At 45.4% G+C, this 23,070-nt stretch carries 29 protein-coding genes; 1 reads left to right on the forward strand and 28 read right to left on the reverse strand.

The genetic code is table 11. The features are described from left to right. Nucleotides 1-110 precede the first annotated feature (110 nt). The 4 genes from PBN151_RS08305 to PBN151_RS08315 form a co-directional block, all read right to left on the reverse strand. Nucleotides 111-572, reverse strand: coding sequence for a GNAT family N-acetyltransferase (locus tag PBN151_RS08305; RefSeq protein WP_072728640.1), 462 nt, complete (start codon nucleotides 570-572; stop codon nucleotides 111-113). Nucleotides 573-588: 16 nt separating this feature from the next. Then, nucleotides 589-762, reverse strand: coding sequence for a hypothetical protein (locus PBN151_RS31160; protein ID WP_227774526.1), 174 nt, complete (start codon nucleotides 760-762; stop codon nucleotides 589-591). Nucleotides 763-839: 77 nt separating this feature from the next. After that, nucleotides 840-1,136, reverse strand: coding sequence for an antibiotic biosynthesis monooxygenase family protein (locus tag PBN151_RS08310; protein WP_072728641.1), 297 nt, complete (start codon nucleotides 1,134-1,136; stop codon nucleotides 840-842). Between the two features lie 26 nt (nucleotides 1,137-1,162). Continuing rightward, the gene (locus PBN151_RS08315; RefSeq protein WP_227774528.1) at nucleotides 1,163-1,888 is read right to left on the reverse strand and encodes a GNAT family N-acetyltransferase; all 726 of its coding nucleotides are present in this window, start codon (nucleotides 1,886-1,888) and stop codon (nucleotides 1,163-1,165) included. Nucleotides 1,889-2,116: 228 nt separating this feature from the next. Between PBN151_RS08315 and PBN151_RS08320 the strand changes: the two genes are divergently transcribed. Continuing rightward, nucleotides 2,117-2,914: a CPBP family intramembrane glutamic endopeptidase gene (locus PBN151_RS08320; protein ID WP_072728642.1), complete on the forward strand. Its 798-nt coding sequence runs from the start codon at nucleotides 2,117-2,119 to the stop codon at nucleotides 2,912-2,914. Nucleotides 2,915-3,037: 123 nt separating this feature from the next. On the opposite strand, the gene PBN151_RS08325 is transcribed toward PBN151_RS08320, so the two are convergent. The 24 genes from PBN151_RS08325 to PBN151_RS32435 all read right to left on the reverse strand — a co-directional run bounded on the left by PBN151_RS08325 (nucleotide 3,038) and on the right by PBN151_RS32435 (nucleotide 23,055). After that, a complete protein-coding gene (locus PBN151_RS08325; protein ID WP_072728643.1) occupies nucleotides 3,038-3,421 on the reverse strand; it encodes an MFS transporter in 384 nt (127 codons plus the stop codon). 209 nt (nucleotides 3,422-3,630) lie between these two features. Continuing rightward, nucleotides 3,631-3,768 (reverse strand): hypothetical protein, encoded by a 138-nt coding sequence (locus PBN151_RS31165; protein ID WP_175560665.1) that lies wholly within the window; start codon nucleotides 3,766-3,768, stop codon nucleotides 3,631-3,633. A 54-nt stretch (nucleotides 3,769-3,822) separates the two neighbouring features. Beyond that, the gene (locus tag PBN151_RS08330) at nucleotides 3,823-4,371 is read right to left on the reverse strand and encodes a histidine phosphatase family protein (protein WP_072728644.1); all 549 of its coding nucleotides are present in this window, start codon (nucleotides 4,369-4,371) and stop codon (nucleotides 3,823-3,825) included. Between the two features lie 201 nt (nucleotides 4,372-4,572). After that, nucleotides 4,573-5,028: an 8-oxo-dGTP diphosphatase gene (locus PBN151_RS08335; RefSeq protein WP_021256409.1), complete on the reverse strand. Its 456-nt coding sequence runs from the start codon at nucleotides 5,026-5,028 to the stop codon at nucleotides 4,573-4,575. A gap of 73 nt (nucleotides 5,029-5,101) precedes the next feature. After that, nucleotides 5,102-5,758 carry a 3'-5' exonuclease gene (locus PBN151_RS08340; protein WP_072728645.1) on the reverse strand — a complete coding sequence of 219 codons (657 nt, stop codon included), beginning with the start codon at nucleotides 5,756-5,758 and terminating at the stop codon, nucleotides 5,102-5,104. A gap of 237 nt (nucleotides 5,759-5,995) precedes the next feature. Further along, the gene (locus PBN151_RS08345; protein WP_072728646.1) at nucleotides 5,996-7,540 is read right to left on the reverse strand and encodes a hypothetical protein; all 1,545 of its coding nucleotides are present in this window, start codon (nucleotides 7,538-7,540) and stop codon (nucleotides 5,996-5,998) included. A 200-nt stretch (nucleotides 7,541-7,740) separates the two neighbouring features. After that, the gene (locus PBN151_RS08350; protein ID WP_072728647.1) at nucleotides 7,741-8,562 is read right to left on the reverse strand and encodes a Cof-type HAD-IIB family hydrolase; all 822 of its coding nucleotides are present in this window, start codon (nucleotides 8,560-8,562) and stop codon (nucleotides 7,741-7,743) included. Nucleotides 8,563-8,648: 86 nt separating this feature from the next. Beyond that, on the reverse strand, nucleotides 8,649-9,164 hold the full coding sequence (locus PBN151_RS08355) for a GyrI-like domain-containing protein (protein WP_227774531.1): 516 nt from the start codon (nucleotides 9,162-9,164) through the stop codon (nucleotides 8,649-8,651). A gap of 59 nt (nucleotides 9,165-9,223) precedes the next feature. Beyond that, nucleotides 9,224-9,718 (reverse strand): GNAT family N-acetyltransferase, encoded by a 495-nt coding sequence (locus PBN151_RS08360; RefSeq protein ID WP_072728649.1) that lies wholly within the window; start codon nucleotides 9,716-9,718, stop codon nucleotides 9,224-9,226. 106 nt (nucleotides 9,719-9,824) lie between these two features. Then, complete coding sequence (locus tag PBN151_RS08365) at nucleotides 9,825-10,238, reverse strand: NUDIX hydrolase (RefSeq protein ID WP_072728650.1); 414 nt, start codon at nucleotides 10,236-10,238, stop codon at nucleotides 9,825-9,827. Between the two features lie 399 nt (nucleotides 10,239-10,637). Then, nucleotides 10,638-11,075: a GNAT family N-acetyltransferase gene (locus PBN151_RS08370; protein WP_072728651.1), complete on the reverse strand. Its 438-nt coding sequence runs from the start codon at nucleotides 11,073-11,075 to the stop codon at nucleotides 10,638-10,640. A gap of 230 nt (nucleotides 11,076-11,305) precedes the next feature. Further along, on the reverse strand, nucleotides 11,306-11,716 hold the full coding sequence (locus PBN151_RS08375) for a GNAT family N-acetyltransferase (RefSeq protein ID WP_227774533.1): 411 nt from the start codon (nucleotides 11,714-11,716) through the stop codon (nucleotides 11,306-11,308). A 258-nt stretch (nucleotides 11,717-11,974) separates the two neighbouring features. Beyond that, a complete protein-coding gene (locus PBN151_RS08380; protein ID WP_072728653.1) occupies nucleotides 11,975-14,044 on the reverse strand; it encodes a fumarylacetoacetate hydrolase family protein in 2,070 nt (689 codons plus the stop codon). Nucleotides 14,045-14,230: 186 nt separating this feature from the next. Beyond that, nucleotides 14,231-14,881, reverse strand: a complete 651-nt coding sequence (locus PBN151_RS08385) for a TetR/AcrR family transcriptional regulator (RefSeq protein ID WP_175560666.1) — start codon at nucleotides 14,879-14,881, stop codon at nucleotides 14,231-14,233. A 136-nt stretch (nucleotides 14,882-15,017) separates the two neighbouring features. Continuing rightward, nucleotides 15,018-15,611, reverse strand: a complete 594-nt coding sequence (locus PBN151_RS08390) for a histidine phosphatase family protein (RefSeq protein ID WP_072728655.1) — start codon at nucleotides 15,609-15,611, stop codon at nucleotides 15,018-15,020. 39 nt (nucleotides 15,612-15,650) lie between these two features. Further along, on the reverse strand, nucleotides 15,651-16,502 hold the full coding sequence (locus tag PBN151_RS08395; protein WP_072728656.1) for an SMR family transporter: 852 nt from the start codon (nucleotides 16,500-16,502) through the stop codon (nucleotides 15,651-15,653). Nucleotides 16,503-16,591: 89 nt separating this feature from the next. Next, on the reverse strand, nucleotides 16,592-17,287 hold the full coding sequence (locus PBN151_RS08400; RefSeq protein ID WP_072728657.1) for a formylglycine-generating enzyme family protein: 696 nt from the start codon (nucleotides 17,285-17,287) through the stop codon (nucleotides 16,592-16,594). 49 nt (nucleotides 17,288-17,336) lie between these two features. After that, nucleotides 17,337-18,071 (reverse strand): undecaprenyl pyrophosphate synthase, encoded by a 735-nt coding sequence (locus PBN151_RS30370; RefSeq protein WP_083545064.1) that lies wholly within the window; start codon nucleotides 18,069-18,071, stop codon nucleotides 17,337-17,339. 6 nt (nucleotides 18,072-18,077) lie between these two features. Further along, nucleotides 18,078-18,566, reverse strand: coding sequence for a DinB family protein (locus PBN151_RS30375; protein ID WP_175560667.1), 489 nt, complete (start codon nucleotides 18,564-18,566; stop codon nucleotides 18,078-18,080). A gap of 103 nt (nucleotides 18,567-18,669) precedes the next feature. Then, nucleotides 18,670-18,876 (reverse strand): hypothetical protein, encoded by a 207-nt coding sequence (locus PBN151_RS08410; RefSeq protein WP_175560668.1) that lies wholly within the window; start codon nucleotides 18,874-18,876, stop codon nucleotides 18,670-18,672. 39 nt (nucleotides 18,877-18,915) lie between these two features. Beyond that, complete coding sequence (locus PBN151_RS08415; protein ID WP_072728659.1) at nucleotides 18,916-19,371, reverse strand: hypothetical protein; 456 nt, start codon at nucleotides 19,369-19,371, stop codon at nucleotides 18,916-18,918. A gap of 280 nt (nucleotides 19,372-19,651) precedes the next feature. Next, nucleotides 19,652-20,521: a hypothetical protein gene (locus tag PBN151_RS08420; protein ID WP_072728660.1), complete on the reverse strand. Its 870-nt coding sequence runs from the start codon at nucleotides 20,519-20,521 to the stop codon at nucleotides 19,652-19,654. Between the two features lie 19 nt (nucleotides 20,522-20,540). Next, a complete protein-coding gene (locus PBN151_RS08425; protein ID WP_083545066.1) occupies nucleotides 20,541-21,785 on the reverse strand; it encodes an alpha-helical endospore appendage domain-containing protein in 1,245 nt (414 codons plus the stop codon). A gap of 34 nt (nucleotides 21,786-21,819) precedes the next feature. Further along, nucleotides 21,820-23,055, reverse strand: a complete 1,236-nt coding sequence (locus PBN151_RS32435; protein WP_083545067.1) for an alpha-helical endospore appendage domain-containing protein — start codon at nucleotides 23,053-23,055, stop codon at nucleotides 21,820-21,822. Between the last annotated feature and the right edge of the window lie 15 nt (nucleotides 23,056-23,070).

Raw genomic sequence — 23,070 nt, forward strand, 5'->3', positions numbered from 1 at the left:
TCTTCATTAAAGACTAACTCCGTTTGAGTCTTGCTGATCTTTATGTCATACAGCCATTTTATTTCGTGGAACCCCTGTTCATTCTAGGCCGCGATCTGTTCGCTTTCCCTTTATTTCCTAACTCGCAGAAAATAATGAAAATACTCTTCATCTCTCTCGAACCCATTACGCTCATACAATCTCTGTGCCTGTTCATTATCAATGGCTGTCGACAGTCCAAGTCCTTTGGCATACATCTGTTGTGCATACTTCTCCGCTGCCTTCAACAGGAGTTGTCCAATCCCTTGCTTCCGATGTTCAGACCGCACAAATAGATCATTCAGAATATAAGTTCTCTCCATCGAAATCGATGAGAAGGAGGGATATAATTGCGTGAAACCAGCTATTTCCTTCGTATCATGATCTCGGGCTATAAAAACAACCGATTCCCGATGCTCAAACCGCTCGAATAAAAAACGACTGGCTTGCTCTACATTTGAGTCCTGACCATAGAAAACGCGATACAAATTAAATATCTCCGCAAGCTCATGCAAATCTTCGATTGTGGCTAGCTTTACAGCGTATGCGGTCATGTTCGTCCATTCCTTTCTATATCTTCTTGCCCTTCATTATAGTTGCATACTTGCTCTCTGTCTCTTCTACCATCTCTAGTAGGAACCCTGTCTGCTCATACAACTGCCTGTACGTATCAACGCTAGCAGGATAGAGCTGCAATTTCCTATCGTTGAACTCAAACCATTCCGAATCCTTGCTTACCGACAAAATCAAATATCCGCCGAGTTTTAGTGAAGCATATATATTCCGAAAGGCCTGTTCTTTATTCTCAATGTGCGTAAACGTTATCCGAGCTCGATCTTCTCGTAATGCTCGACTACCGGGAATGGATCATAATAATGATGCAAGAGAGACTTCCATTCCTGATATTCCTCAGAGCCTCTAAATCCGACCGTATGATCCTCAAGCGTCTCCCATCTGACTAGCAATATAAATTTATTCTCTTGCTCCATACACTTCTGCAGCTCATGATCGATGTATCCCTTCATACGAGAGATGATCTTGGAAGCCTGTTTAAAGCTTTGCTCAAACGCTGAGTCTTGCCCCGGAATGATATGTAAAGCGGCCATTTCGAGAATCATATTTATTTCCACCTTCTCGCTTTGAGTTATGCAATGGAATACTTCAGCGAGACCACCGTTGCTTGCTGCACGCATCCATTGGCTTCCATAATCTTTCGCATCGGTGCATTCTCGATTTGCGTTGCCCCGAGGTACGATTTTGCTTGAAAATCATGCTGCAAACGATACAGCCCGATTGTATGTAACCCTCTCCCCAATCCCTTCCCCTTATACGAAGGATGAATGCCTATCCAAAATAGGCGTCCTTCTTGATTCGTATTTGGTTCGATATGAGGAAACACGACGCCTACGGGCTCATTATTGAGCATGTAAACGGTATACATGTTATCAACTTGAGATGGCAGTTCAATCTTCATAGTGTCAAGGAATTTTGCTGCATCATAACTACTCTTATTCATAACTTCAGCGAGAAACGCGATAGCCTTAGGTTCCGTTATGGACCAAACTTCATAGGCGGGAATAGATATGCCTAACTGTTCTCTAAGTTCCCTAGTATACATCGCTCGTTCACCAATGACGCTCATTTTTTGCTTAACGATGGGCAGCTCATGTAATAAAGTGTGAGGACATTCAAGCAATATGGATTGCAGTTTATTGCTTGTCATGCTAGACAATAGCTTATTGATCAGAGTATCGATTGTATCCGCATCCTGTGTGCTATGTAACATTTCCAGCATGACAGCAGCATCGCTTTTCAGATGATGCACACCAACCGCTTTTAGCTGCTCCAATATTTCATTGATTTCAGTCATTTCATTTCTACCTTTCTACTCTTGATGAGAGGATTCCAGCTTACCAGCTTCCTTATTCTATCTTCTTCCATTCGCCCCTTATTCTAAATCTCCTTCTGCGCACACTTGCAGATAGACCTTGAAATATTGATAGATATTCATATACTTGATTAAGTGCGCAAATTTTTCCTATTTCAACAAATGCAATTGATTTCGGACAAGTCGAATGAATGACTACGGAGGGATGATGTGTTACCTACCAGAATAAAAGGCAGTGAGACATACGTAAAGTTTGTTCTCTTCACCTATATGCTGATGGCACTTGCAGGCGGACTCGCAATTGCTCTCGGTTACTCGGGGTTCACGACCAAAACAGCTTCGTGGATGTATCTATTTATTCTTATCGGAGGATGGTCTCCTACGATCGTCTCGTATTATGTTTTAAAACGAGACGGGCAAGTCTCTTCCTTGAGAGAATGGCTGCGCAATCTTTTTGACGTTAAGCATAGTCTAAAGTTGTATTTACTGCTGCCATTATTTTTGCTTCTCCATTTCGGTATTCGAGGATTTCTTTCAGATGTTGATATCGTGATGCCTTGGTATTATGTCATGCTTTTGATACCTGCGATGGTGATTGGAGGTGGCTTGGAAGAAGCCGGATGGAGATATATTTTGCAGCCCGCACTCGAGAAGAGGATGTCCTTTATTCCTGCAACGCTTGTAACTAGTGTGATCTGGGCGGTATGGCATTTGCCACTCTTTTTTATCGTAGGAACAGGACAATACGGAAAAAGTTTTCTTGTATTTACTTTTCAAATCATCGGTCTAAGCTTCGCATTGGCATGTATTCGAAAGATAAGCAATAGCGTCTGGCTCTGTGTGTTATTCCATAGCTGTTCCAACGCCTTAGCGAATGTATTTATCGTAAAATCATCCGTAATGGCAGCGATCATCACTGCTGTTGTAATGGCAGTTGTTTCGATATCGATCATCATGTTCGACAACAACAAGAGATCGAACGTTCAACATCCTACGCGATTCCTATAATTGAAAATTAGTAAAATTCGAAAGGGACTACCCCTCAAGCGTTAGGATTACAAATCCCGCTTCTGTGGATAGTCCTTATTTTATTGACTAGTTATGAAAATAACCTTCAGCCGATTCATTTCATTAACATTTTGAATCACAATGGCCCTGCACAGGAAGGCTTTTCGCACGCATCGATAACGCTTTATGATCAAGCGAGTAGCTAATAAAGGCGAGAAGTGAGGCAGCGATTGCTACAATTCCTCCAACCCATGAGACATCGATAAGCTTCATGTTCGTCGAAACGAAGCCACCCAATGCCGATCCGATTGCGATCCCGACATTCACAGATACGGGAGCTAACGATGATGCGAAATCTTTAGCAGACGGAAATTGTTGATTAGCCAGATCAATAAAGTACAGCTGGATCGTTGAGGTCATGGTGTACATCGCTAATCCAATGAATGAAATACTAATCAGTCCCGCAATAAGCGATTGGGAGCTGCTTACATGATTAAACCCAAGCATTTTGCAATCTTGCAGACTGCGCAACGCTTGGGTTCGATTACATGCTTAATAAAGTTCTTGATCACGTTCTAGATTACGTCCTTGATTATGTTCTTGATCACGTTTTGATGCTTATTATTCAGTTTACAGACGCATCAATTGCTAGAGCCTCTTGAAGCACGAGCAAGGCTCATTCATACTCCTGAATGGCGAAGGGAACTTCGGTCGGCTCACCCAGATTCGTGTTGTCGTTTCATTCTCTCTAGAGAACGGATGAACTTCGTAATATCCGGTGCTTCTTCATAAGGAATCCACGTCAGCTTCATATGATGTCCGTTCCAATCGACATAAATGGTTGTTCTCAACATCACTTGCTCCCCCAAGTGTCGGCAACCCTTAACAGGTATGGGCTCCGCGTACGTTTAAATATGCACCTTTCGCTTAGCCTGAAACGGATACATCTTGTACTCGCCATTACCAGATGAATATTTCAAGATGTTCCAATCATCCGGCACCCCATTGTAATACGCGCCAATGCATCCAGTCGTACAGCGATGACCAGCAATTAAAATATTCACTTCTTGGAGACTTTCGTCCTCCATCAGCTCATTCATGAATGCAAATACCCTCTTCGCATAACTGCGTGGTTCTTCGACTCCTCCATATACATTGGGATCAGGAATCCCCCCTAGCAGCTTTACCTCATTCTTTAGCAGACCATCGGCTTCCCCTAAATCATACACATCCAGTCTTGAATCAATTGTGGGATTTATCCCTGTCGCAATCTCTGCGGTCTGCACAGCTCTCTCTTGCGGCGAGGAGAATACGTAATCAAATGTAATCGGTTGAAGAATGTCTCGCAGCTCTTTCGCTTGTCTCACCCCAATTTCATTTAACGGGAGTCCCATTCTCCCCTGAATTCTTCCATGTTTATTAGCATCCGTTTGACCATGCCGAACTACGTAAATCATTCTACCGCCTCCTTTATGCATACCCATCCCACAGATTCGTCATAACACACCCGCACACCAATAAATAAATCATTTCTGCAGAGACTGACTACCCTGTTAACTCTTATCAGGTTCAATCCTATTCATTGACAAGTTCTGCAATATCTAACCGGGCTGCACCTGCTATCAACGATTCGCTCGAATCTGCTTTATCGCAGCTTCTTATCGCAGCTTCAATACTCCTGCATCCTGCTCATTCCACACCCCGAATGCCTCAGAGAGGTTATCATCCCAAAACATCGGGAGCCTCTCCTTCAACCCTTCTGACAGCGGCAAATTCGGCAGTTCATCCTTGTCCACCCAATATATAGGGCCTTCCTCCGTCCGCTCTATCAGTTGTCCTTCATACACACTCGTCCGATAGCTGAAGACGAAGTATTTATCGCCTGTTTCATTGTTGTACCAATAGACGATTCCACATAGTTTCAAGTCGGATACCGTAAGTCCTGTCTCTTCTCTCACTTCTCGAATCGTGGAATCTACCAGACTCTCGCCTTCTTCCACATGTCCTCCTGGAAACGAAAGGCCTTTCCACGATTTCACACGTTCCTGCACCAACACCTGATTTGTGTCAGGATTATAGATCATGCACATATTCGTCAACTTAACCTTGGACATACTTACAATCTCCTCTTTCTCGTATGCAGCAATTTACTACTCAATGATAGATATGTATATAACCCTAGTGACCTTAATACGGTCTCCTAAACCTCTTCACCCGCAGAGCATCTTCTATAATCAAATCATCCAGTCCTCGTTCCTTATACTCTTCAAGAATCTTGACGAAAAGTCGACTGATTAGAACGCTGTCTCCCACTGCATCATGTCTGGCTATGTCCGTATCGTCAATCTGATAGTACTGGATGAGGAAATCAGTTGAGGGGATATCGGCAAGCTCTGCATGAATGTTCGTGAACATGGCCTTCGTATCCAATACGACATTGTTAATCATCGGTAATCCGGCTAGTTCACATTCCTTGCGCAACAGAGGAATATCGTATTCATAACCCGCCTGCGTCACGAGAATTCGTTCGCCAATGAACTGCGTAAATGCCTCATAGACCTGAGCAAAATCTGGCGCTTCATGAATCGCCTCATTCGTGATTCCCGTAAGTTCTGCAATATGCTCAGGGATTGGCTTCGGCGAACGCACAAGTGTTACAAAGGGTTCCTCCTCCTGAATCCCCCTTGCATCCATCTTCAATGCACCTATTTGAGTAATATGGTCGAGATGATGGTCGATGCCGGTTCCTTCAAAATCAAACACACAATACTGCTGATTCATAAGACCCTTAAACGTTAATCCACTTAACTCATATTCTTCATTGGAAATGTTAGATATGTTCATCGGTGACCACCCTCACCTCTCTATCGAATTAACAATATTATACACTCAATATGCAATCGCTTACTAGAAGTCCTAACCAAATAACCGGATCAGTCCACTCCTCCAACGGAGCGACTGATCCGGCTCATCATAAACGTTTTCCCTTTATCCTCAAATGGTACATGGAATTCTTCCCATCTTACTATCATGCACTGCTACTTCACCTTACGTATACTCTATTCATGAAGCAAGCTTTCCTTACTCGAAGCATCTCAGCAGTTCCAGTGCTTCTTCATGATCTGGCTCCAGTACAAGTGCCTCGCGAGTGTACTTCAGCGCTGTGTCCTCCTGACCGAGCTCATAGCAGCAAATCGCCAAGCAGAATATTACAGTCGCAACAGGATCATCATCACTTGCTACAGACGTCTCCAAAAACTGCTTCGCATCCTCATACATCCCCATTTCAAAGAGGATCAGTCCTGAATCCAGAGCCACGTCATACTTCTGTTCCATGAAATAAAAAGCGGACCACATGATGTGAATACCCTGCTGAATATCGAGCATCTCCTCATCATTTGCATCAGGGAGCAAGCTTGAAATTTGCTTCGCGCTCTGTATGAAGAATTCTGCGTCATAGCCGCCTAGTCTCCAGAAGGCTAAAATATGCTGCAAGTCCATCGTATCCAGATGCCGATCCACCCATACCTTCAGACTGAAGAAATCATCCGGCCCAAATCGTTCAATTCCTTGACGATACGCTAATCGGGTATTCACATAATTGTTGGGATCCTCCAGCATGAAGATGCAACCGACATTAATATCCTTATAATGATTTGGCGGGAACAGCGCCAGAGCGCCTCTCTGCTCAAATGCATATTGGAACGCATGATAGTTCGCTGTCAGTGAGAAGCTGCCGCCGTGGTGAACGATTTCAGGCGGTTCATTAAACTTCCAGTTATCCAGTCTGTGATCGCCTTTATCTGCAGTAAGCAGCACAAATCCCTGCTGGGACAACTTATTTAGTCTATCCAAGCATCTCAATCCTACCTCTGGGAACAAGACATGAGAATCCTCAAGCTCCTGCTGGTACAGCGCGATTACTTCTCGATAAGGATAGGCTTCATCTTCGTATGCCGGAGCACGGCGATGCTCATAGGTCAGCGTCATATTTCTAAGCGGATCTACTTGAACAGCATCGTCCTCTTCCTTGAACTCAACGAGAACATCACATTCATAGATCTCGCCATTCCCTACATAAATCAGCTCTTGCGGGATACTGTCAAAGAAATAATTCGCCAAAATAAGCAGCGGCTGTGTCAAATCGCCTGGACGAATCGTTTCTTGAGCAATGGTGAGATTCAGTTCCTTATCATGAACTGCGTCGAATGTGGCAAAGTCGAGTATCCCCTGTTCCACGAAGCGCTTCAATTGAGGATGCTCCCGCCAACCTTCCACATTCTTGGCTGCCAAATCCGTCATTACATACCGGAATGGAGGCAGCGAGATTCCTGCATCATCACGAAGTTCACACAGCTTGTGAAGAATATGAAAGGCAAGCCTTCCTGCTCCCGCTCCCAGTTCCATAATGAAAACGGGTTCCGAGCGCTCTCCTCGTTCAGCCCGATCCCGAAGAAAACCGAATATAATGTCCGCATATCCAGTAGCAATCATCGGATTGCTTGTGATGTATTGGGGGACTTGATCATTATTCCATGCCTTGAGCCCTTTGCGTTCATAGTATGCACGCTGCAAATCCCATATTGGTGCTTCGCTAAAGCGGTATCGTTGTTGTCTATCTTCCATTCCTTGCAACCCTGCTCTCTATATGTCATAGTAACCGTGCCAATCATCTACAACTTACTCCTTGTTGGCACGGCAATCGTAACCGAATCTATCTTATGAATGGTACCATAATTACCGACAGAACCAAAATCTCAGTTTTTAGTTTAAGGGTGATAAAAAAAAGAGAACCCTCACAAGGTTCTCCTTCGATACGCTGACCCTTACTTCGCAACAAGCTCGCCAAGCACATACTTCTCAACAACCTTGGCTACGCCATCGTTCATATTCGTATCCGTTACATAATCCGCTAACGCTTGAATATCTGCCGGAGCATTTCCCATGGCTACACCGAGACCAGCAAACTTAATCATGGCAACATCGTTATAACTGTCACCCATTGCAATGACTTCTTCCTGCCGAATTCCTAATTTCTGAATCAGCTCATGAAGGCTCGTGCCCTTGTCCACACCATGCTCGGTGAATTCCAAGAAGAACGGTTTAGAGCGCATGACACTTAATTGCCCCTCCAGCTGCTTCTGCAGTTTCTTCTCGATAATGGCAAGCTTGTCCGCATTCCCGACCATCAACACCTTTACAACAGGCTGTTGGACTGCATCTACGAAGCTATCCACTTCCAAGATCGGCATGCCAGTAATTTCGGATTCCTTCTCGACGTATTCATTGCAAGCTTCCGTTACAATATCATCGCCCACATAGGTCAAGACAGACATTTCCTCTTGCTGGCTAAGCGCGTATATATCACGAACTGTTTCTACTGGCAGTGTACTGCTGAACAGTTCTTCTTTCGTCGAGAAATTCGTAATCTTGGCACCGTTAAACGATAAAATAAAGCTGCCGAATCGATCCAGCTCCAATTCCTCTGCAATGGCGATCATGGCATAGGTTGGTCGCCCTGAGGCCAGCACTACCTTCACCCCGGCGGCTTGCGCATCAAGAAGCGCTTGCTTCGTGCGCGGGGATATCGTCCGATCATCACGCAGCAATGTATCATCCAAATCAAGTACGATCATTTTATAGTTCATCTGTCAGCATTCCTTTTCGTCGAATAGAGTAGTATCTCTACTATACCATTTTCACGAAGCAGATGGCGAATCTGCGAAGGAACAGATCATACCAATGCGATAAATATATCAATTTCATTGTCCTGACTGTTAGGCTTGTAACGTTCATCCCATTTCTCAAAATCATAGAAGCGCGCTGCATTGCCTGTCTCACGCATCCATTCGCCATATAAGAACTCATACGTCCGACTTAATTCGGATTCGAGACCATAGTGTGTGCAAGTCACATACTTACTCTCAGGGATGTTATGGCTTATCATTTGCGGAGGAATCGTTCCCAGACTCGCCACTTCATATCCAAAAATTTGAATAAACCGATCCTTGAGTGGATCAAAGTCGGATTTCTCAGGATAGATCTGCACCATAAGCACATCATCATTGTTGCGATATTGAATTTCATCTTTTTGTGTCACTAGCTTTTGATAGGTACGCCTGCCAAGACCCGATTCGAACTCCTCTATCGTGGCCTCAATCTGATATCCTATAAGTTGCATGGCCTGTAGTGTAACCACTGTAGCTTGCATTGCATCCCCTCCAGTTGCGATTCTATTGCCAGTTGACATGCAGCGAATCTTCAATCATAAAAGCTGTATCATTCCTTCACTCGCTCTATTTGGCTTTACTATGCAAGAGAATATCTCATCACTACAAATTCAGTGTCCTGCTCCCCTATTTTACTTGTGAACGAGATTCCCCTAACAAACCCAGTACGCTCATACACTTTAATCGCTCTTTCGTTGAAGGCAGCGACAACCAATTGAATCTTCTCTCCTCGATTCAGCTTCCGAATGTAGTCCATAACCTGAGCTAGGAACTCCACCCCTTTTCCCCGCCCTGTATAGTCGGGTCGAAGTCCGAGTCCGATATCAATTGCTTGCTCATCTTCATAGATACCAGCCGCATAGCCTCCCGGAACACGTGCAGAGTTGCCAATACAGATGTAGCCGATTAGTTCATTCTCGTCATCGACGGTATAATAGAATTCTTCTTCTAGCATCTCATTGATGGACTCGTCATCCCCATCCATACTGTACAAGGAATAGATACCCTCATATTTCCATGTACAAATGATAGCTGCCTGCTCCTTCGTCATTGGGTGGAAATGATAAGTTGTCATGTTGAATCACTCCTCTCTCTTAGCCAATTTATTTTTCCATTCATACGCCTGCTCATTTCGTGATGTAAAATGGTGCGTAGGAATCGGTATGCATATCAATTCAATATCAACGATGAAACTCTATCATGAATGGCTCCTCTTGATTCAAGCAGAGATCAATCTGATCTCGAAACCCTGGCCAAGTGATCTTGCTTCGCGCTTCCTCTACAGAATAGAACCCGACCTCGTCACTTTCCTCGGACGTTTGGGGCATTCCTCCAATAGGCTTCGCGATAAACAGCGCTGTACACACGGAATCCCTTACATGTTGAAATAGTCCACAGTACTTGATAATCTCAATGTCGATGCCTGTTTCTTCCCTAGCTTCGCGAACGGCTGCAGCTGTAATAGATTCCCCTTCTTCCACCCGTCCAGCTGGAATCTCCCATCCCCGCTTCGCACCACGAATGAGCAAAATGTCATGATTGCTGTTCCTTACAATCACGGCTGCAACAAGTGTATGCCTAGGTGATGCATTCATCTGTGAATCGCTCCTTTCCGCTCTGTTCCACCATATAGAGCTGCTGTGTTTTGCAATCCCATCACCATTCTCTTCGCGGACTCATTTGTCCTTTCATTCGATCCCGTTTTCCTTTTCCTGAATGTACAGATCCAATGCTCTGATTCCCCGCCGTGCTAGCTTAATAAAGAGAACAAGACAATAGATTGAGATGACAAATGCTCCTATGTAGAAGACAAAAGATAAAAAAGAAAAAAACATAGCCATACCCATACCAGATCACTCCTGTTTCATGATTAATACGTGAATATCAATCTTCAGACAGTCAGCCATGAATCGCTTCTTCTTCTTACCTTGTGAGATCGTAACAATAACGCACTTTATTTGCCAAAACATTCTCTCATGTACGATATCAGCGCTCTAAGTTAGATGCTTCCGATACCCTTCTACCTTCTCATCCTTGAAGCCGAGCCGTTCATAGAATTGATGCGCCTCTTTGCGCTGCTCGCCAGATACAAAGATGATGTAGTAACAATCACGCTGTCTTGCCATATTTTCAATTTCCTGCATCAGCTTCTTACCGACACCTTGTCTGCGAACCAATGGGGATACAATCACATTCTCAATTACCATGAATGGCTTACAATCTCCCACAAGATCATGACAAATAATGCCCATCAAGGAACCTACTAACTGCTCCTCGTCAAATGCTCCCAGAATGATGTATTGTTCATTATGCTGAATCGTTCGGTATACCTGCTCCAGCTTCGCTTGGTTCGTCTGCTGCCCCATTAGCTCTTGATAGAGTCGGCTTAATGCCAACAGCTCATTTTCCTTAATTGACCTTATTGTAATCATCGTTATCCTTCTTTCCTACCGATTCCCATATATTTTTTCAATGCGATCCCCTTACTGTCGTTGTAGCACAAAATGATAATAACTGGTCACTCACTGCTCCCCGCATCTGCTTGCCGTCCCTAAAATCACAGCCCTTCCCTTCATGACATGAATATGTATGATATGCCCAGCCCATTCATCTGTACTGCTAAACCCGCATGAAACGATTACGTTACGCTGTACGCTGTCCGTTAGTTATTGTGCCAATAGAAGGAGTACTGTGAATGCTGAACAAATCCTATCGCCTTGTAAAAGGGATGATCCGAAATGACATACGCTTTGTTCGCTCCTAATACACTGCTGCGCTTTAATGCTTCTACTACAACCGCAGCACCAAGTCCCATCCCCCGATAACTCGGAATAGTGACTACAGGTTCGACATACGCATAATCGGTTTGGGGACTATACCATAATCCGCAATAAGCCACAAATTCCCCGTCCTCATTAACCGCAACAATATGCAAGGATGGGTTCATATGAGTTGCAGATAGCATCGCTTTCTGCTTCTGTATGGTTACATCATCTATGGAAACTGGGCCATCGTGATCGAAGCCTTTCCACAGCACGGTCTTGTGCTTATATACGTCTGTTTCTGCATCCAAACTTTTGAGCGTAATGCCCGCCGGGAGCACGGAATGATGTTCGATATTTGCAATGGAACACGCAAGAATATTTTCACTCTGATCGTGCTTTACAAATCATTTATATACTTGCGATGCTCCTTGTCATCCCTCACACATGCTGCTCTATTTTCTAGGTGGAATGCTGGATAATCGTCGCATCCGTATATGGATTGTAACCCTCATTCCTTGCTGGTGGGAGATAATAAACAGACCAAAAACGATTTTTACATCTTTCGGCTATTCGGTATCGATCATGTAGTATGCAAAGCGCACAATTTCATCGGTCGTGTTTACCAGTTTCAGACTTGCGTTTTTCAACTGTACCAAATCACCCGTGGTCGGCACTGTGGCACGGCCTTCATCACAAACAGCCTCCAGCTGGCCGATGATGACCGAATAGTAACTCATGAAACTGGCGTCAGTTTCAAATGTGCAACCGGGCAACAAATCCACCATCCGGAATGTAATGCCATTTTTAGGTGGTGTTGGCTCCATAGGACCAACAATCGTATCAGCACTTACCGATACATCTGCATTTGGGGCTAACATCCGCCAAATGTCACCCGCATAGCCGATCTGTTTTCCCTCATTGTCGAAAATCTCACTCTCATTCGGAGAATAGTCATCTATCACAACATCCGACATCCCAATTTCTTTTTCATTGCTCTTCATGTTTGCAGCTACATATCGCTTGAAGCGGTTAAGTTTGGATACCAATGCTGGCTTGGGCTTGTCAATCAGTTGTATGTGGGTGCTCATGTCAGCAGAAGCCAGAATACCACCAATAACCCCGGTGCCTGTCCAACCATGCATACAAGCCATCTGCACAAGTGCATCCCCCGTTTTCAGGGGCGCATCATCCAAATCATTAAGTGATACCAATTCGAGTTCTGCATCAGCACAGAAGAACATATTTATTGTCTCAGTCCAATGCATGGACGCATGTTTTTTCATATCTTCTTCGGTGGGAATATACTTAGTGCCAATGGTTTTGTGTGCCTCCACCCACATCCCTCTATGCAAATTCCGAACATTAGGTGGCAAATTCTCAAATCTAGGACCTTGCGGAATATCAAGAGGAACATGTCGGAAAATGGATTGACCCCTGCCGGCCTGTGGTTCATGTTCGATAGGCAGGTTCCCCATATCCACATTGGCAGTAGCCGATTCTTTCGCAGGCATTTCATTTATCCTCCAGACATCAACCGTCGGCTTCTTAGAAGCGCCGCCTCTCCATTTGTCGGGATAATCGTCAATAACAAAGGATGACTTACCATCAACTGGCCCGCACACCAAGCGTTTGAACGCCTCGCCCTTATTCCTTTGTTTGGTGGCGTCTGGAATAATAATCCGGTTCGCTAACTTGCCAATCCCTTCAATCTCCAATTCAACAACATCATCAATTTTCAATGGAATACCTGTTTCAATGCCAGCCCCTGTTCCCACTGTTCCTGTCGCAATGACATCGCCAGGATATAAGGTTGTCGCGTTTGAGATGTATTCAATGACATCAGGGATTTTGTGGTAAGCTGCACCATGGTTTCCGCCACCACGCACCTCACCATTCACTCGAACAGTCATCTTTGCATCGGTATAGTCAAAAGCATCTGGCGTCACCATACAAGGCCCCATTGCATTAGCAAAATCCTTGCCGATGCCGGGTCCAACATTGAAACTATTTGGAGCCATTTCGTTCATTTGAATCATTCTTGCCGAAAAATCATTAAATATGGTGTAGCCGCCAACATAATCCATGGCGTTGTGGTGGCTGATATTTTTGCCCTCCTTACAAATGTAGAAGGCCAGTTCCAGTTCATAGTCCTTAAACATCTCTCCGCCCGGGAAAGCGATGTCCACACCGGGGCCGACAATGGAATTGACATTCACTTTGTAAAAACGGGGTTCGGCATACCAGCCGGCATCCGGCTTAACGCTTTCAGGGTCAATACTTGCGGGATCCTCACCCTGCATCATGCGCCCACGGCGATTACACCCAATAAGATGTTCCTCAAAACAGGCACAGTCCCGCATTACACGAGGCCGTGGAACCGGAGCCAATAACTGCACATCCTCCATACTCACCTTGTAGTCAGCACCAGCATCTTCCAACAATTCAGCAGCCAAAGCGCGCGCTTCCTCAGCACCGGTCAGAAATTCAATCATATTATCAAAATACTTGCTCAGCTTGCCCGTATGAATCTTACATGCCTTTTGCAATTCAACAATTTGCTGTTCGTCTTGGGTCAAAGCGCCAACGATTTCTGTTTGTGTAGGGTCATTTTTAAGGACAAAAGTTACTAGCTTCATATCAACTGCTCCCTTCTTATTATCATCGTTTCAGGCATGAGTGACGGCATGTACGCCCATCTGTTCTATTTCATCATTAGACCAGCCGCCATCCTTTCGGGATAATGATCGTTGAACATGTTCAAATTAATTGGTAAAAAAACTGCCCAAGGCGTTGTATAACGCTGATGTGCAGTTAGACCCTCATTATTTGCTCGGCAAGGCTTGGTGGATCAAGGCATTTGCCGCCTTCCTAATTTGTTCTTCATTGTTTTTTATGTATTGCTTGGTCTGCACTATTTCATCCGCCGGAACGTTATATGCACGAAGGCTAATATCCAACAAAGTATCAATAACGGATTCCAGTGAAAATGAATCATTGCTCCACCGATTTTCGACAAAGTTGCGGGTTACACCTTTAATAGCCAATGTCAGACGGCGATAATCGGAAGAGTTAAATGCAGGGTTGTATTCCTCAAATATCTTTTCCGAACGCATTGCTGCGTGCTTCACCAAACTATCTAATATGCTAGGAGAATTATACCCTTCAAATATTAATTCTGCAGCGCGCTCGTTCATATCAACGATATACAACTCCAGAGTGCAGGAAACGGCATATTTGCATACAGGGCTATTGATAGGCGATATATATATATTTGTATATTCATCAACTAAACTAAAAAGATCCACAATCAATGAGCGAAATATATCATCCTTGTTTTTAAAGTAATAGTAGATGCTGCCAATCAATACACCTGAGTGATTTACAATTTCCCGTATTGTGGTTTTTTTATATCCATTTTCAAGAAAGAGGGTCAGCGCGGAATGAAGTATTGCAGATTTTGTTTTGTCCATCATAAACACCTCCCCTCTATTGTTTAACATGTTCAAATCGATTCTATCGCTCCAGATAATCCGTGTCAACATATTATTTTAACATGTTCAAGGAACTCGTTTTGATTAAGTGATTGTTAATACTGCTCTACTTCATAGCTCAACGTGCAGCAACCTTCCACATTCTCTGAACACCTATACACTCATCTTTCTCATTCAATTCCATTCTGTAAATGTCGGGCTTAGAAGTCTGGAACAGAAAATCTACATCATATCGACTATCGAAGCCGCCCATCATCAATGTCATGATAGCTCCATGCGTGCCAATCGCAATCTTTTTGCCTCTATGGGTATGTACGATTTGTTGTAATACACGCATAGCCCGCTCCTGACAAACCGCAATCGTTTCTCCTCCAGGCAGCGAATAAGCGGCATCCGCAAACAGCCTTCTGACCACAGGATACAGCTCATCGTTCGCTACAATGCGATCACCAGGGACAAACACCATTTCTCTCAAATCTTCAAAGACGTGAATCTCTTTCCCTTGGGACTTCGCCAGACCTTCCAAAGTGAGGACTGCTCTCGAATATGGACTAGATACGAACGTATCTATCCCCTCTTCTTGTAGGATATCCGCGACAATACGAGCATCTTCCTTGCCTTTCTCTGTCAAGCCACGCGATCTTTCAGTTCCTTCCGTCTTAGGCGATTCTCCATGACGAACCATGTATATCGTTGTAATTACTTCCTCCATAACTCCTCCCAGTCGTGTCATTAATGAAAATAAGCTTTCTCACATCACAATACACACTACACCAGCAAAAATAAGAACGGCCCCCCATATTTTCTGCGATTGAAATCGTTCCTTCAAGAAATAAATGCCAAGGAAGGAGCCGATAACAATGCTGGTTTCTCGCACTGGCGCTACATAACTAACAGGAATTTCAGTCAGAACGATCAATACGAGAACATACGATAATCCAGCTAATCCCCCTGCAATCGCCATACTGCCCCAGTATTTTTTCCAATGTGTACGAACTCTTTCCCACCCTCTCACTTGCAGACTCCCTAGTAAGAGCACCTGTCCCATATTTTCGATTACATTTAAGGATACCGGGTGTATGATAGAGACCGCCAGCTTATCGAATAAGGTGTAACCAGCAATGGAAAGGCCGACTAGTAGCGGATAGGGCGAAGTGAACATGGAACGAATCGACTGTCCCCCGCGGCCAAGACCAGTGTACAACACAAAGATCCCTGTAAAAATAAGTACACTTCCTACGATACTCATCCATGTAAAAGGTTCTTTGAGCAGCATAACCCCAACTGCCACAACGATTAGCGGGCCTAGCCCCCTAGCTATAGGATATGTTAAGGTAAAGTCATTCTTCTCGTATGCCTTAGAGAGGATAAGGGCATAGAAGCTATGGAGCAAAATACTACCGAGCCCCATAAGTACCCATTCCCAAGTTATGTGTTCGTCCATAGGCCACAACACTATACTAACGGGTAGAAATAAGATGACAGACCATACCCGTAGCGACCACAGAAATATCGTTTTGTCCTCACTTTGCTTCAACATGATGTTCCAGAATGCATGCGATAATGAAGCAATAATCACCAGCAGCAACCAGTAATTTCCCATTTGAACCTCCACATGTTCGCTCAATCCGCTATTCCTTCTCATTCATGCTGAATACAGCTGCCATCATACGCTTGCATCACACAGGGGTGCTAACGGTTCAACGACCTTGCTAGGCGGAATCCAAGATCCTCGATACGGAATGCGGGATGGCTGCGCCGACGGCAGGTTGCTCCACATCCTCTTGCTTCTTCAGCCCAGCTTCCACCTCGAAAGACTCGATAAGAGCCGTACACCTGCTCATCATAAATATCCCAGCACCATTCCCATACATTGCCGAGCATATCGTACAATCCCCATGCATTCGGCTCCTTGTTCCCAACCTCATGGAGCAAGCCTTGTGAATTATCATTGTACCAAGCAATCTGATCTAGCTTGCCATACTGGTAGCCAGAATTCCCTGCTTTACATGCATATTGCCACTCTGCTTCGTTCGGTAGGCGATAGCCGTCTGCCTCCACATTCCATTGAACCGTCTCCCCATCGCTCCCTATCGAGTAGCATGGCGTCAATCCGGATCTTTGTGATAGTAGATTACAAAAGACAACAGCGTCCTTCCACGAAATATTCACTACGGGCATGTGATGAGAATGTGAAGAATTAGCAGCGGTATCCGATTCTCCTACAACCGCCTCATATAACCCGTTCGTAACCGGATAAGCTCCAAGAAGAAAGGGTGGAATGGTTACTTTCCATTGAAGCTTTTTGCGATCATCTCGCAAATCTTCCTCTCCGCCTGGAATTTGCACCATCGGATATTTGGTAAATCTGTTGGGTTCATAAGACATACGAGTACCTCCTTGTATAAGCAGGATGTCCTGACATTCCTCATATTAATTACGCTCTCTGCAGCCGCTCTTGGTACTCCACTATCGCCTGTTTCAAATGTGCTTCGTTAAAATCCGGCCATAGACTATCAATGAACATAAGCTCTGATTTAGCCGACTGCCACAACAGAAAATTACTTAATCTTCGCTCTCCACTCGTTCTGATGACAAGCTCAGGTTCAGACCAATCCTTCGTGTATAATAATACTTGAAAATTCTCTTCTGTAATATCCTCATAGGCAATCCCATCTCGAATACATCGCTGAATTGCTTGAACAATGTCCGCCTTACCTCCATAATTCATAGCGAAGTTCACAATCATCCCTGTATGATTTGCAGTCAGTTCAACTGCATGCTGCATAATGTCTTGTATGGAAGCTGGAAAACGAGATAAATCACCAATAAATCGAATACATATGTCATTCGATACTAGCTCCCGAATCATTTCGTCTTGAAAAAATAGTTTGGGTAAGTGAATCAAATAATTGACTTCTTCCTCAGGACGCGTCCAATTTTCCGTTGAAAAGGCATATAGCGTCACACACTTAATCCCTATAGCGCTGCAATTTCGAATTGCTTTTCTCATGGCTTTCATTCCCGCATAATGCCCAGCCGTCCGGGGCAATCCCCGCTTCGTGGCCCACCTTCCATTCCCGTCCATCATAATGGCGATATGCTTTGGAATGCGGACTGACTCTGTTACGATCATTTCTCTCACCTCAATGTTCGAATCTATAGTCAACATACGTTTCTACTTCTGTTCCCTCGAATGGATGTAAGCAATGTAATCAGTCAATACCCCTTCGTGTCCCAACAGTCTTAGCATGATAGAAATGTTGCCTCTATGGTAAGAACCGTGATTCACGATTTGGTACACGATGTCGGAAATCGTGTTGTGAACCTCTACTCCCCTCCGTGTTCGGTAGGTCATGATCTTCTCTGGATCAGGAATCGAACCTACATATGCACGCATTTGAGTGTATATGTTATTCATGTAATCAATTGCTTCCTGAAGCGAAGCAAATTGGTTACCCTCCTCAGGAGATGTGCGATCTCCCCTAATCCGGGCAAACCAGAGGGCATCAGCAGACATCATATGATGGATTACAGCTGCAATCGTTGCGAATCCAAGATCCACTGGTTTGATAAAAGCTTCACTAGGTAATCCGGCAAGATGATTCATGATTCTAGCATTCGCCCATACATGATAATCAATGAGCTGCACTATGTTCGCTGCCATCAACATCCCACCTCACTAAGATTTTTGTCCACATGTTCCCCGCATTCCAAGCGTATTCTCTGCTACGTCATATAGCCAACACGAACCAGCACAACCTGTACAACTACTTGCAGGCAAAGCGTTGATATCTTTTTCCGTTCTCCATTTTTACCGTTATTGTGCCATTAGATATCTCGTCGATAACTTTGTCCCAGAACCTCTGTGCGGGAACGTTATTCTCTAATTGATGCAGTTCCCACTCGCCGCCATATTGCTGAAATATATGCTCCGCTGCAATCTGACCTACTCCCGTACGTCTAAATTTACGCATAACAAACAATTTTCAATCCTCCGCCTCAACTATAGTCTCTCAATTTTCCAACCGAAATGGGCGGGACTTTATGATTTCTGTTCCATCTGCAGCCTTAATCTGCAGCACCATTTCTCGGGCCTCAGCAATTCGAACGGGATTGATCATGGAAACAAACAGATTCCCTTTTCCATTCGACTTAAATATCGTTTCATCTTCGATGGTTCCTAGCCGTATCACTACATTTTCTTTCGGGCCAAACATTACCCCTTTCTCATTGGCATCTGCTACCGATATGTTATATCCCTTCCCTGCCTGAAGTCCTCTGGCCGACACAACAAAATCTACAGTAGCTCCATTGTAAACAACGGTAACTCTGCCATTCTTCTTTTCCTGAAATGGAACGTCTGCTGTATCGCCTTGCTGAACAATAAAGAGCTGATCATATTTCAGAAAGGTGCAAGAGGTAATTACGAGGAACATAGCCGCAACAAAGATGATTTTTATCGTGCGCATTCCTCCCCTCCTCTCATCAATGAATATCCTTGTCTCTATTATATTTGCCTTGCCAATATTCGCCAACACGATTCCATCCAACATGACAATACTTGTTGCGGGAGACCACTCGCTTCCATGACCTTGATCTCACGTCAAAAATAAGAGGTATACGCATATGGCAACAAAAAGAACAAGGCCAAGTTCGGAGGATACCGCTCTCCTAAACTCGACCTTGTTCCATTTCAGAAATCATCCCACAAGAGTAATAAAAACTACTGATGTAGAACTTGAAATTTGTTTAACCAATTTGGATAATGTTTACATTTGCAGAGACAAACTTAATCTCCTGTACATTCATATTCATAAGCTGCAGTTTATTAGTTCCTGGCCCTGTATTGAATACGGCGCTGCCCGCTCCACCTGATCGGGATACTCCGTCCGCTAATGATGGGGCGACCGATAAGCTCTGATCCAATGGAATCCCGTTCAATGTCAACTGAACAAGGACAGACAAGTTAGCCATTAATGGACTCTCGATGAAGCTATAGGATGCAAAGTAGGTTGCATTCGGAGCCAAATCAATCACTGTCCGATTGTTCGTAGAGAACGTTATGCCGCTGCCATTCGTCACCTTCGCCGCTAAGAAGGGAACCGGTGAAACCGGCCCTACATTTTCATAGCCATAGCTAAAAATTGCAGCGTTATTCCTTGTCACCCCAGCAGATGCAAAATTGTCGATTTCCGTCACACGTATGTTAACGCCGCTAAAATTCGATCCAGAAGCTTCAACTGGTGAAAAGCCAATCAGCTGCAAAATACTCGGGTTCGGACTGGAAGGAGTGTTGAAAATAGCTCCTCCGGTCGCATTCGCAGTAGGCGTATTTTGTCCGAATGGAATTGTGGTAGGAAATGAGAAGCTTTGCGACCCTGGTATTAGCTTTCCGTTCAATTTAAGCTCTGTAGCGATGATGTGGTTGCTCGATGCCGTGGTAAAATCAGCATTATATTCGACTAAATAAGCTTTACTCGCATCAAGAAGAATGTTTGTCATTCCTTGCAGCCGTATGGAGGTACCGTTCTGGACAATGACTGATAACATCGCAGGGGCGCCATTGACCGGAATCGATCCACAGCCGGCCGAACAACCGATATTCGCACTGCTTCCCATCTCTATTCGCCCCCAGCTGCTATTGTAGCTTAATGATCGTAATCGACGTCTGGTCGAAGGTTCTATCATTGGGTTCAAGATTAACTAAAGTCAGAATACTTGAACTAGCTCCTGTATTAATGATCGTATTCGATAACAATGACGTAATGGCTTGAGAAGCTCCTGGCAAGGACTGCATCTGTGAATCTGTTCCCGGAATCGTCGTTCCGTCCAATTGCAGAGCAACATGTGCGGTAATGTTACCCGCTGTGAGCAGCTCTGCCTTCGTCCGGTAGGCGATATAATAGGTTTGATTCGGTGCCAACACGATATCCGTCGAGGCAGGAGTATGCGTAATGGAGGTGCCGTTCAACGTGAAATTCTCCTCGAATGGAATTGCGCTGCCAGACGCAACCAGAATAGAACCAGGGGAACGGATGAATGCGTTGTTCGCCGTAATCTGCACTCCGGTTGCTCCGGTCGCTCCGGCTGCTCCAGTTGCCCCTGTTGCCCCGGTACTTCCGGTTGCTCCGGTCGCCCCTGTAGCTCCTGTTGCTCCAGTCACACTTGCCCCAGTCGCTCCGGTTGGCCCAGTAACACAAGGGCATACTCCAGTTGGCCCAGTTGAGCCTGTCGCTCCAATCGGGCCTGTACCGCCAGTTGGGCCTGTACTACCTGTGATACCTACGGCACCTTGTGCGCCAGTTGCTCCGGTTGCTCCGGTTGGCCCCGTTGAGCCTGTGCTGCCAGGAAGTCCAGTTGCTCCGGTTACCCCAGTAGAACCAGCTGCTCCTGCAGCGCCTCCCGCCCCCGTACTGCCAGTAGCTCCGGTTGAGCCCGTCGATCCAGCAATGCCAGCTGCACCTGTATCGCCCGTTGCTCCGGTCGCTCCGGGCACCCCAATTGACCCAGTAGGGCCAGTAGCTCCGGTTGCGCCAGTTGAACCCGTCGAGCCCGCTGCTCCGGTTGCTCCGGTTGGCCCTCTTGTACCGACTGGTATCTGCAGCACCTCTTCCAGCTTGTTATTAAGCACGAATTCGAGCTTAATCGCTTCTCGCAACGTATTCACGATACTGTCGTTTACTGCCAGTACATCACTCACTGTAGCAGGCGTAGTTAATCCCGGCAGCGTTCCTAGCGTGAATTGGAGCTTTTCTGCCTCCGCATTAACAATGTGGCTTAGTCCTAACTCCTCTAACGCTATTGAGGCTAACAGCAAATTCACCGCTTCGTTCGTCGACACAGAAATATTCGGCGTAATATTAGGGATATTGGCTTGCGACACGATTTCTCACTCCCTTGCTGACATCATCAGATTGCTAATTTAGCGCAATAATGCTTATATTTACGTTTCGATTGCTGTTGGAGCGTGAGAACAGCATGATGCTGGACGGTGCTCCGGATGGTGCATTCACGATAACGCTCCCCTTTAACGTTGCGAAATCCCCCGCAACGGTACTCATAAATATCGTTAGGATGCTTTCCCCATTAAAAGTCAGAATCACATCGAGTCCTCCTGAAGGGTTGCTCGCATCAATATCAACTTGTGCCACGATATAGTACGTATGATCGGGTTGAAGCAATATCGTGCTCGAACCCGGAGTGAACGAGATTAAGCTGCCGCTCAGCAATCTTGCCGTAGCGAACTCCAAAAATCCTAACGTTCCAGCAGGTCCAGGTGTAATGATACTCGCGAAATTCGCCGTAGCTAGCGCCATCGCCCCAGTTACCCCTGTTGCCCCTGTCGCTCCGGTGGCTCCAGTGGAACCCACATCTCCGATCACACCCGTTGCTCCCGTTGCTCCGGTTGAACCCGGTATTCCTGTTGCCCCTGTCGCTCCCGTTGGGCAGCCAGTAGGGCAGACACCTGTAGGGCCCACAGGGCCGGCGTTGCCTGTTATACCGGTAGGGCCAGTAGGACCGACCGGACCTGCAGCTCCTGTATTACCAGTGAGCCCGATTGATCCGGCTAGACCAGTAGAGCCAGTTGCACCTATCACGCCTGTAGTGCCGGTTGCTCCGATCGAGCCCGTTGCTCCGGTCGCTCCCGTTGGACCTGTTGGCCCAGTAGCACCTATCGTGCCGATTGCTCCGGTTACACCAGAAGAACCGGTTGCTCCAGTTGCTCCAGTCGCACCGACAGGCCCTGTGATGCCAGTAAGCCCAGTTGCTCCAGATGGACCTGTAACCCCAGTTGCACCAGTCGGTCCATTAACCCCTGTGGATCCTATGGATCCCGTAGCACCAGAGCTTAGCAAGGGAACAAGCCCCTCTACAATTCTATCGAGTTTCATCTGTGACACAATTTCCTGCTGCACGACCACTTTTAATGTATCTAGTGTACTGCTGTTCAGCGCTAGCAGTTCTGGAATTGTAGGCACTGTGGTCAAGCCTGGAATTGTTCCCAATGCAAATTGAATTTTCTCGCCTTCAGCGTTAAGAATATGACTTAGCCCTAATTCCTCCAATGCGATCGAAGAGAGCAATAGAGGAATTATTTGATCCCTGGAAATCGAAATAGTAGGTGTAATATTGGGTATGTTTGCTTGCGACATTTCACTCACCCCTTA

It is taken from the genome of Paenibacillus sp. NAIST15-1, assembly GCF_001894745.1.
GTDB classification, from domain to species: Bacteria; Bacillota; Bacilli; order Paenibacillales; family Paenibacillaceae; genus Paenibacillus_B; species Paenibacillus_B suaedae.

Excerpts from the sequence above, each read along its gene's own strand:
- PBN151_RS08335 (WP_021256409.1), bottom strand. The coding sequence starts at position 5,028 with ATGTCCAAGGTTAAGTTGACGAATATGTGCATGATCTATAATCCTGAC.
- PBN151_RS08420 (WP_072728660.1), bottom strand. The coding sequence starts at position 20,521 with ATGGGAAGCAGTGCGAATATCGGTTGTTCGGCCGGCTGTGGATCGATT.
- PBN151_RS30375 (WP_175560667.1), bottom strand. The coding sequence starts at position 18,566 with ATGGCAGCGAACATAGTGCAGCTCATTGATTATCATGTATGGGCGAAT.
- PBN151_RS30370 (WP_083545064.1), bottom strand. The coding sequence starts at position 18,071 with ATGTTGACTATAGATTCGAACATTGAGGTGAGAGAAATGATCGTAACA.
- PBN151_RS08345 (WP_072728646.1), bottom strand. The coding sequence starts at position 7,540 with ATGGAAGATAGACAACAACGATACCGCTTTAGCGAAGCACCAATATGG.
- PBN151_RS08400 (WP_072728657.1), bottom strand. The coding sequence starts at position 17,287 with ATGTCTTATGAACCCAACAGATTTACCAAATATCCGATGGTGCAAATT.
- PBN151_RS08340 (WP_072728645.1), bottom strand. The coding sequence starts at position 5,758 with ATGAACATATCTAACATTTCCAATGAAGAATATGAGTTAAGTGGATTA.
- PBN151_RS08315 (WP_227774528.1), bottom strand. The coding sequence starts at position 1,888 with ATGACTGAAATCAATGAAATATTGGAGCAGCTAAAAGCGGTTGGTGTG.
- PBN151_RS32435 (WP_083545067.1), bottom strand. The coding sequence starts at position 23,055 with ATGTCGCAAGCAAACATACCCAATATTACACCTACTATTTCGATTTCC.
- PBN151_RS08395 (WP_072728656.1), bottom strand. The coding sequence starts at position 16,502 with ATGGGAAATTACTGGTTGCTGCTGGTGATTATTGCTTCATTATCGCAT.
- PBN151_RS08360 (WP_072728649.1), bottom strand. The coding sequence starts at position 9,718 with ATGACAACTTATCATTTCCACCCAATGACGAAGGAGCAGGCAGCTATC.
- PBN151_RS08385 (WP_175560666.1), bottom strand. The coding sequence starts at position 14,881 with ATGATGGACAAAACAAAATCTGCAATACTTCATTCCGCGCTGACCCTC.
- PBN151_RS31165 (WP_175560665.1), bottom strand. The coding sequence starts at position 3,768 with ATGTTGAGAACAACCATTTATGTCGATTGGAACGGACATCATATGAAG.
- PBN151_RS08370 (WP_072728651.1), bottom strand. The coding sequence starts at position 11,075 with ATGATTACAATAAGGTCAATTAAGGAAAATGAGCTGTTGGCATTAAGC.
- PBN151_RS08380 (WP_072728653.1), bottom strand. The coding sequence starts at position 14,044 with ATGAAGCTAGTAACTTTTGTCCTTAAAAATGACCCTACACAAACAGAA.
- PBN151_RS08325 (WP_072728643.1), bottom strand. The coding sequence starts at position 3,421 with ATGCTTGGGTTTAATCATGTAAGCAGCTCCCAATCGCTTATTGCGGGA.
- PBN151_RS08410 (WP_175560668.1), bottom strand. The coding sequence starts at position 18,876 with ATGCGTAAATTTAGACGTACGGGAGTAGGTCAGATTGCAGCGGAGCAT.
- PBN151_RS08305 (WP_072728640.1), bottom strand. The coding sequence starts at position 572 with ATGACCGCATACGCTGTAAAGCTAGCCACAATCGAAGATTTGCATGAG.
- PBN151_RS08415 (WP_072728659.1), bottom strand. The coding sequence starts at position 19,371 with ATGCGCACGATAAAAATCATCTTTGTTGCGGCTATGTTCCTCGTAATT.
- PBN151_RS08350 (WP_072728647.1), bottom strand. The coding sequence starts at position 8,562 with ATGAACTATAAAATGATCGTACTTGATTTGGATGATACATTGCTGCGT.
- PBN151_RS08390 (WP_072728655.1), bottom strand. The coding sequence starts at position 15,611 with ATGGAGGAAGTAATTACAACGATATACATGGTTCGTCATGGAGAATCG.
- PBN151_RS08355 (WP_227774531.1), bottom strand. The coding sequence starts at position 9,164 with ATGTCAACTGGCAATAGAATCGCAACTGGAGGGGATGCAATGCAAGCT.
- PBN151_RS08330 (WP_072728644.1), bottom strand. The coding sequence starts at position 4,371 with ATGATTTACGTAGTTCGGCATGGTCAAACGGATGCTAATAAACATGGA.
- PBN151_RS08365 (WP_072728650.1), bottom strand. The coding sequence starts at position 10,238 with ATGAATGCATCACCTAGGCATACACTTGTTGCAGCCGTGATTGTAAGG.
- PBN151_RS08310 (WP_072728641.1), bottom strand. The coding sequence starts at position 1,136 with ATGATTCTCGAAATGGCCGCTTTACATATCATTCCGGGGCAAGACTCA.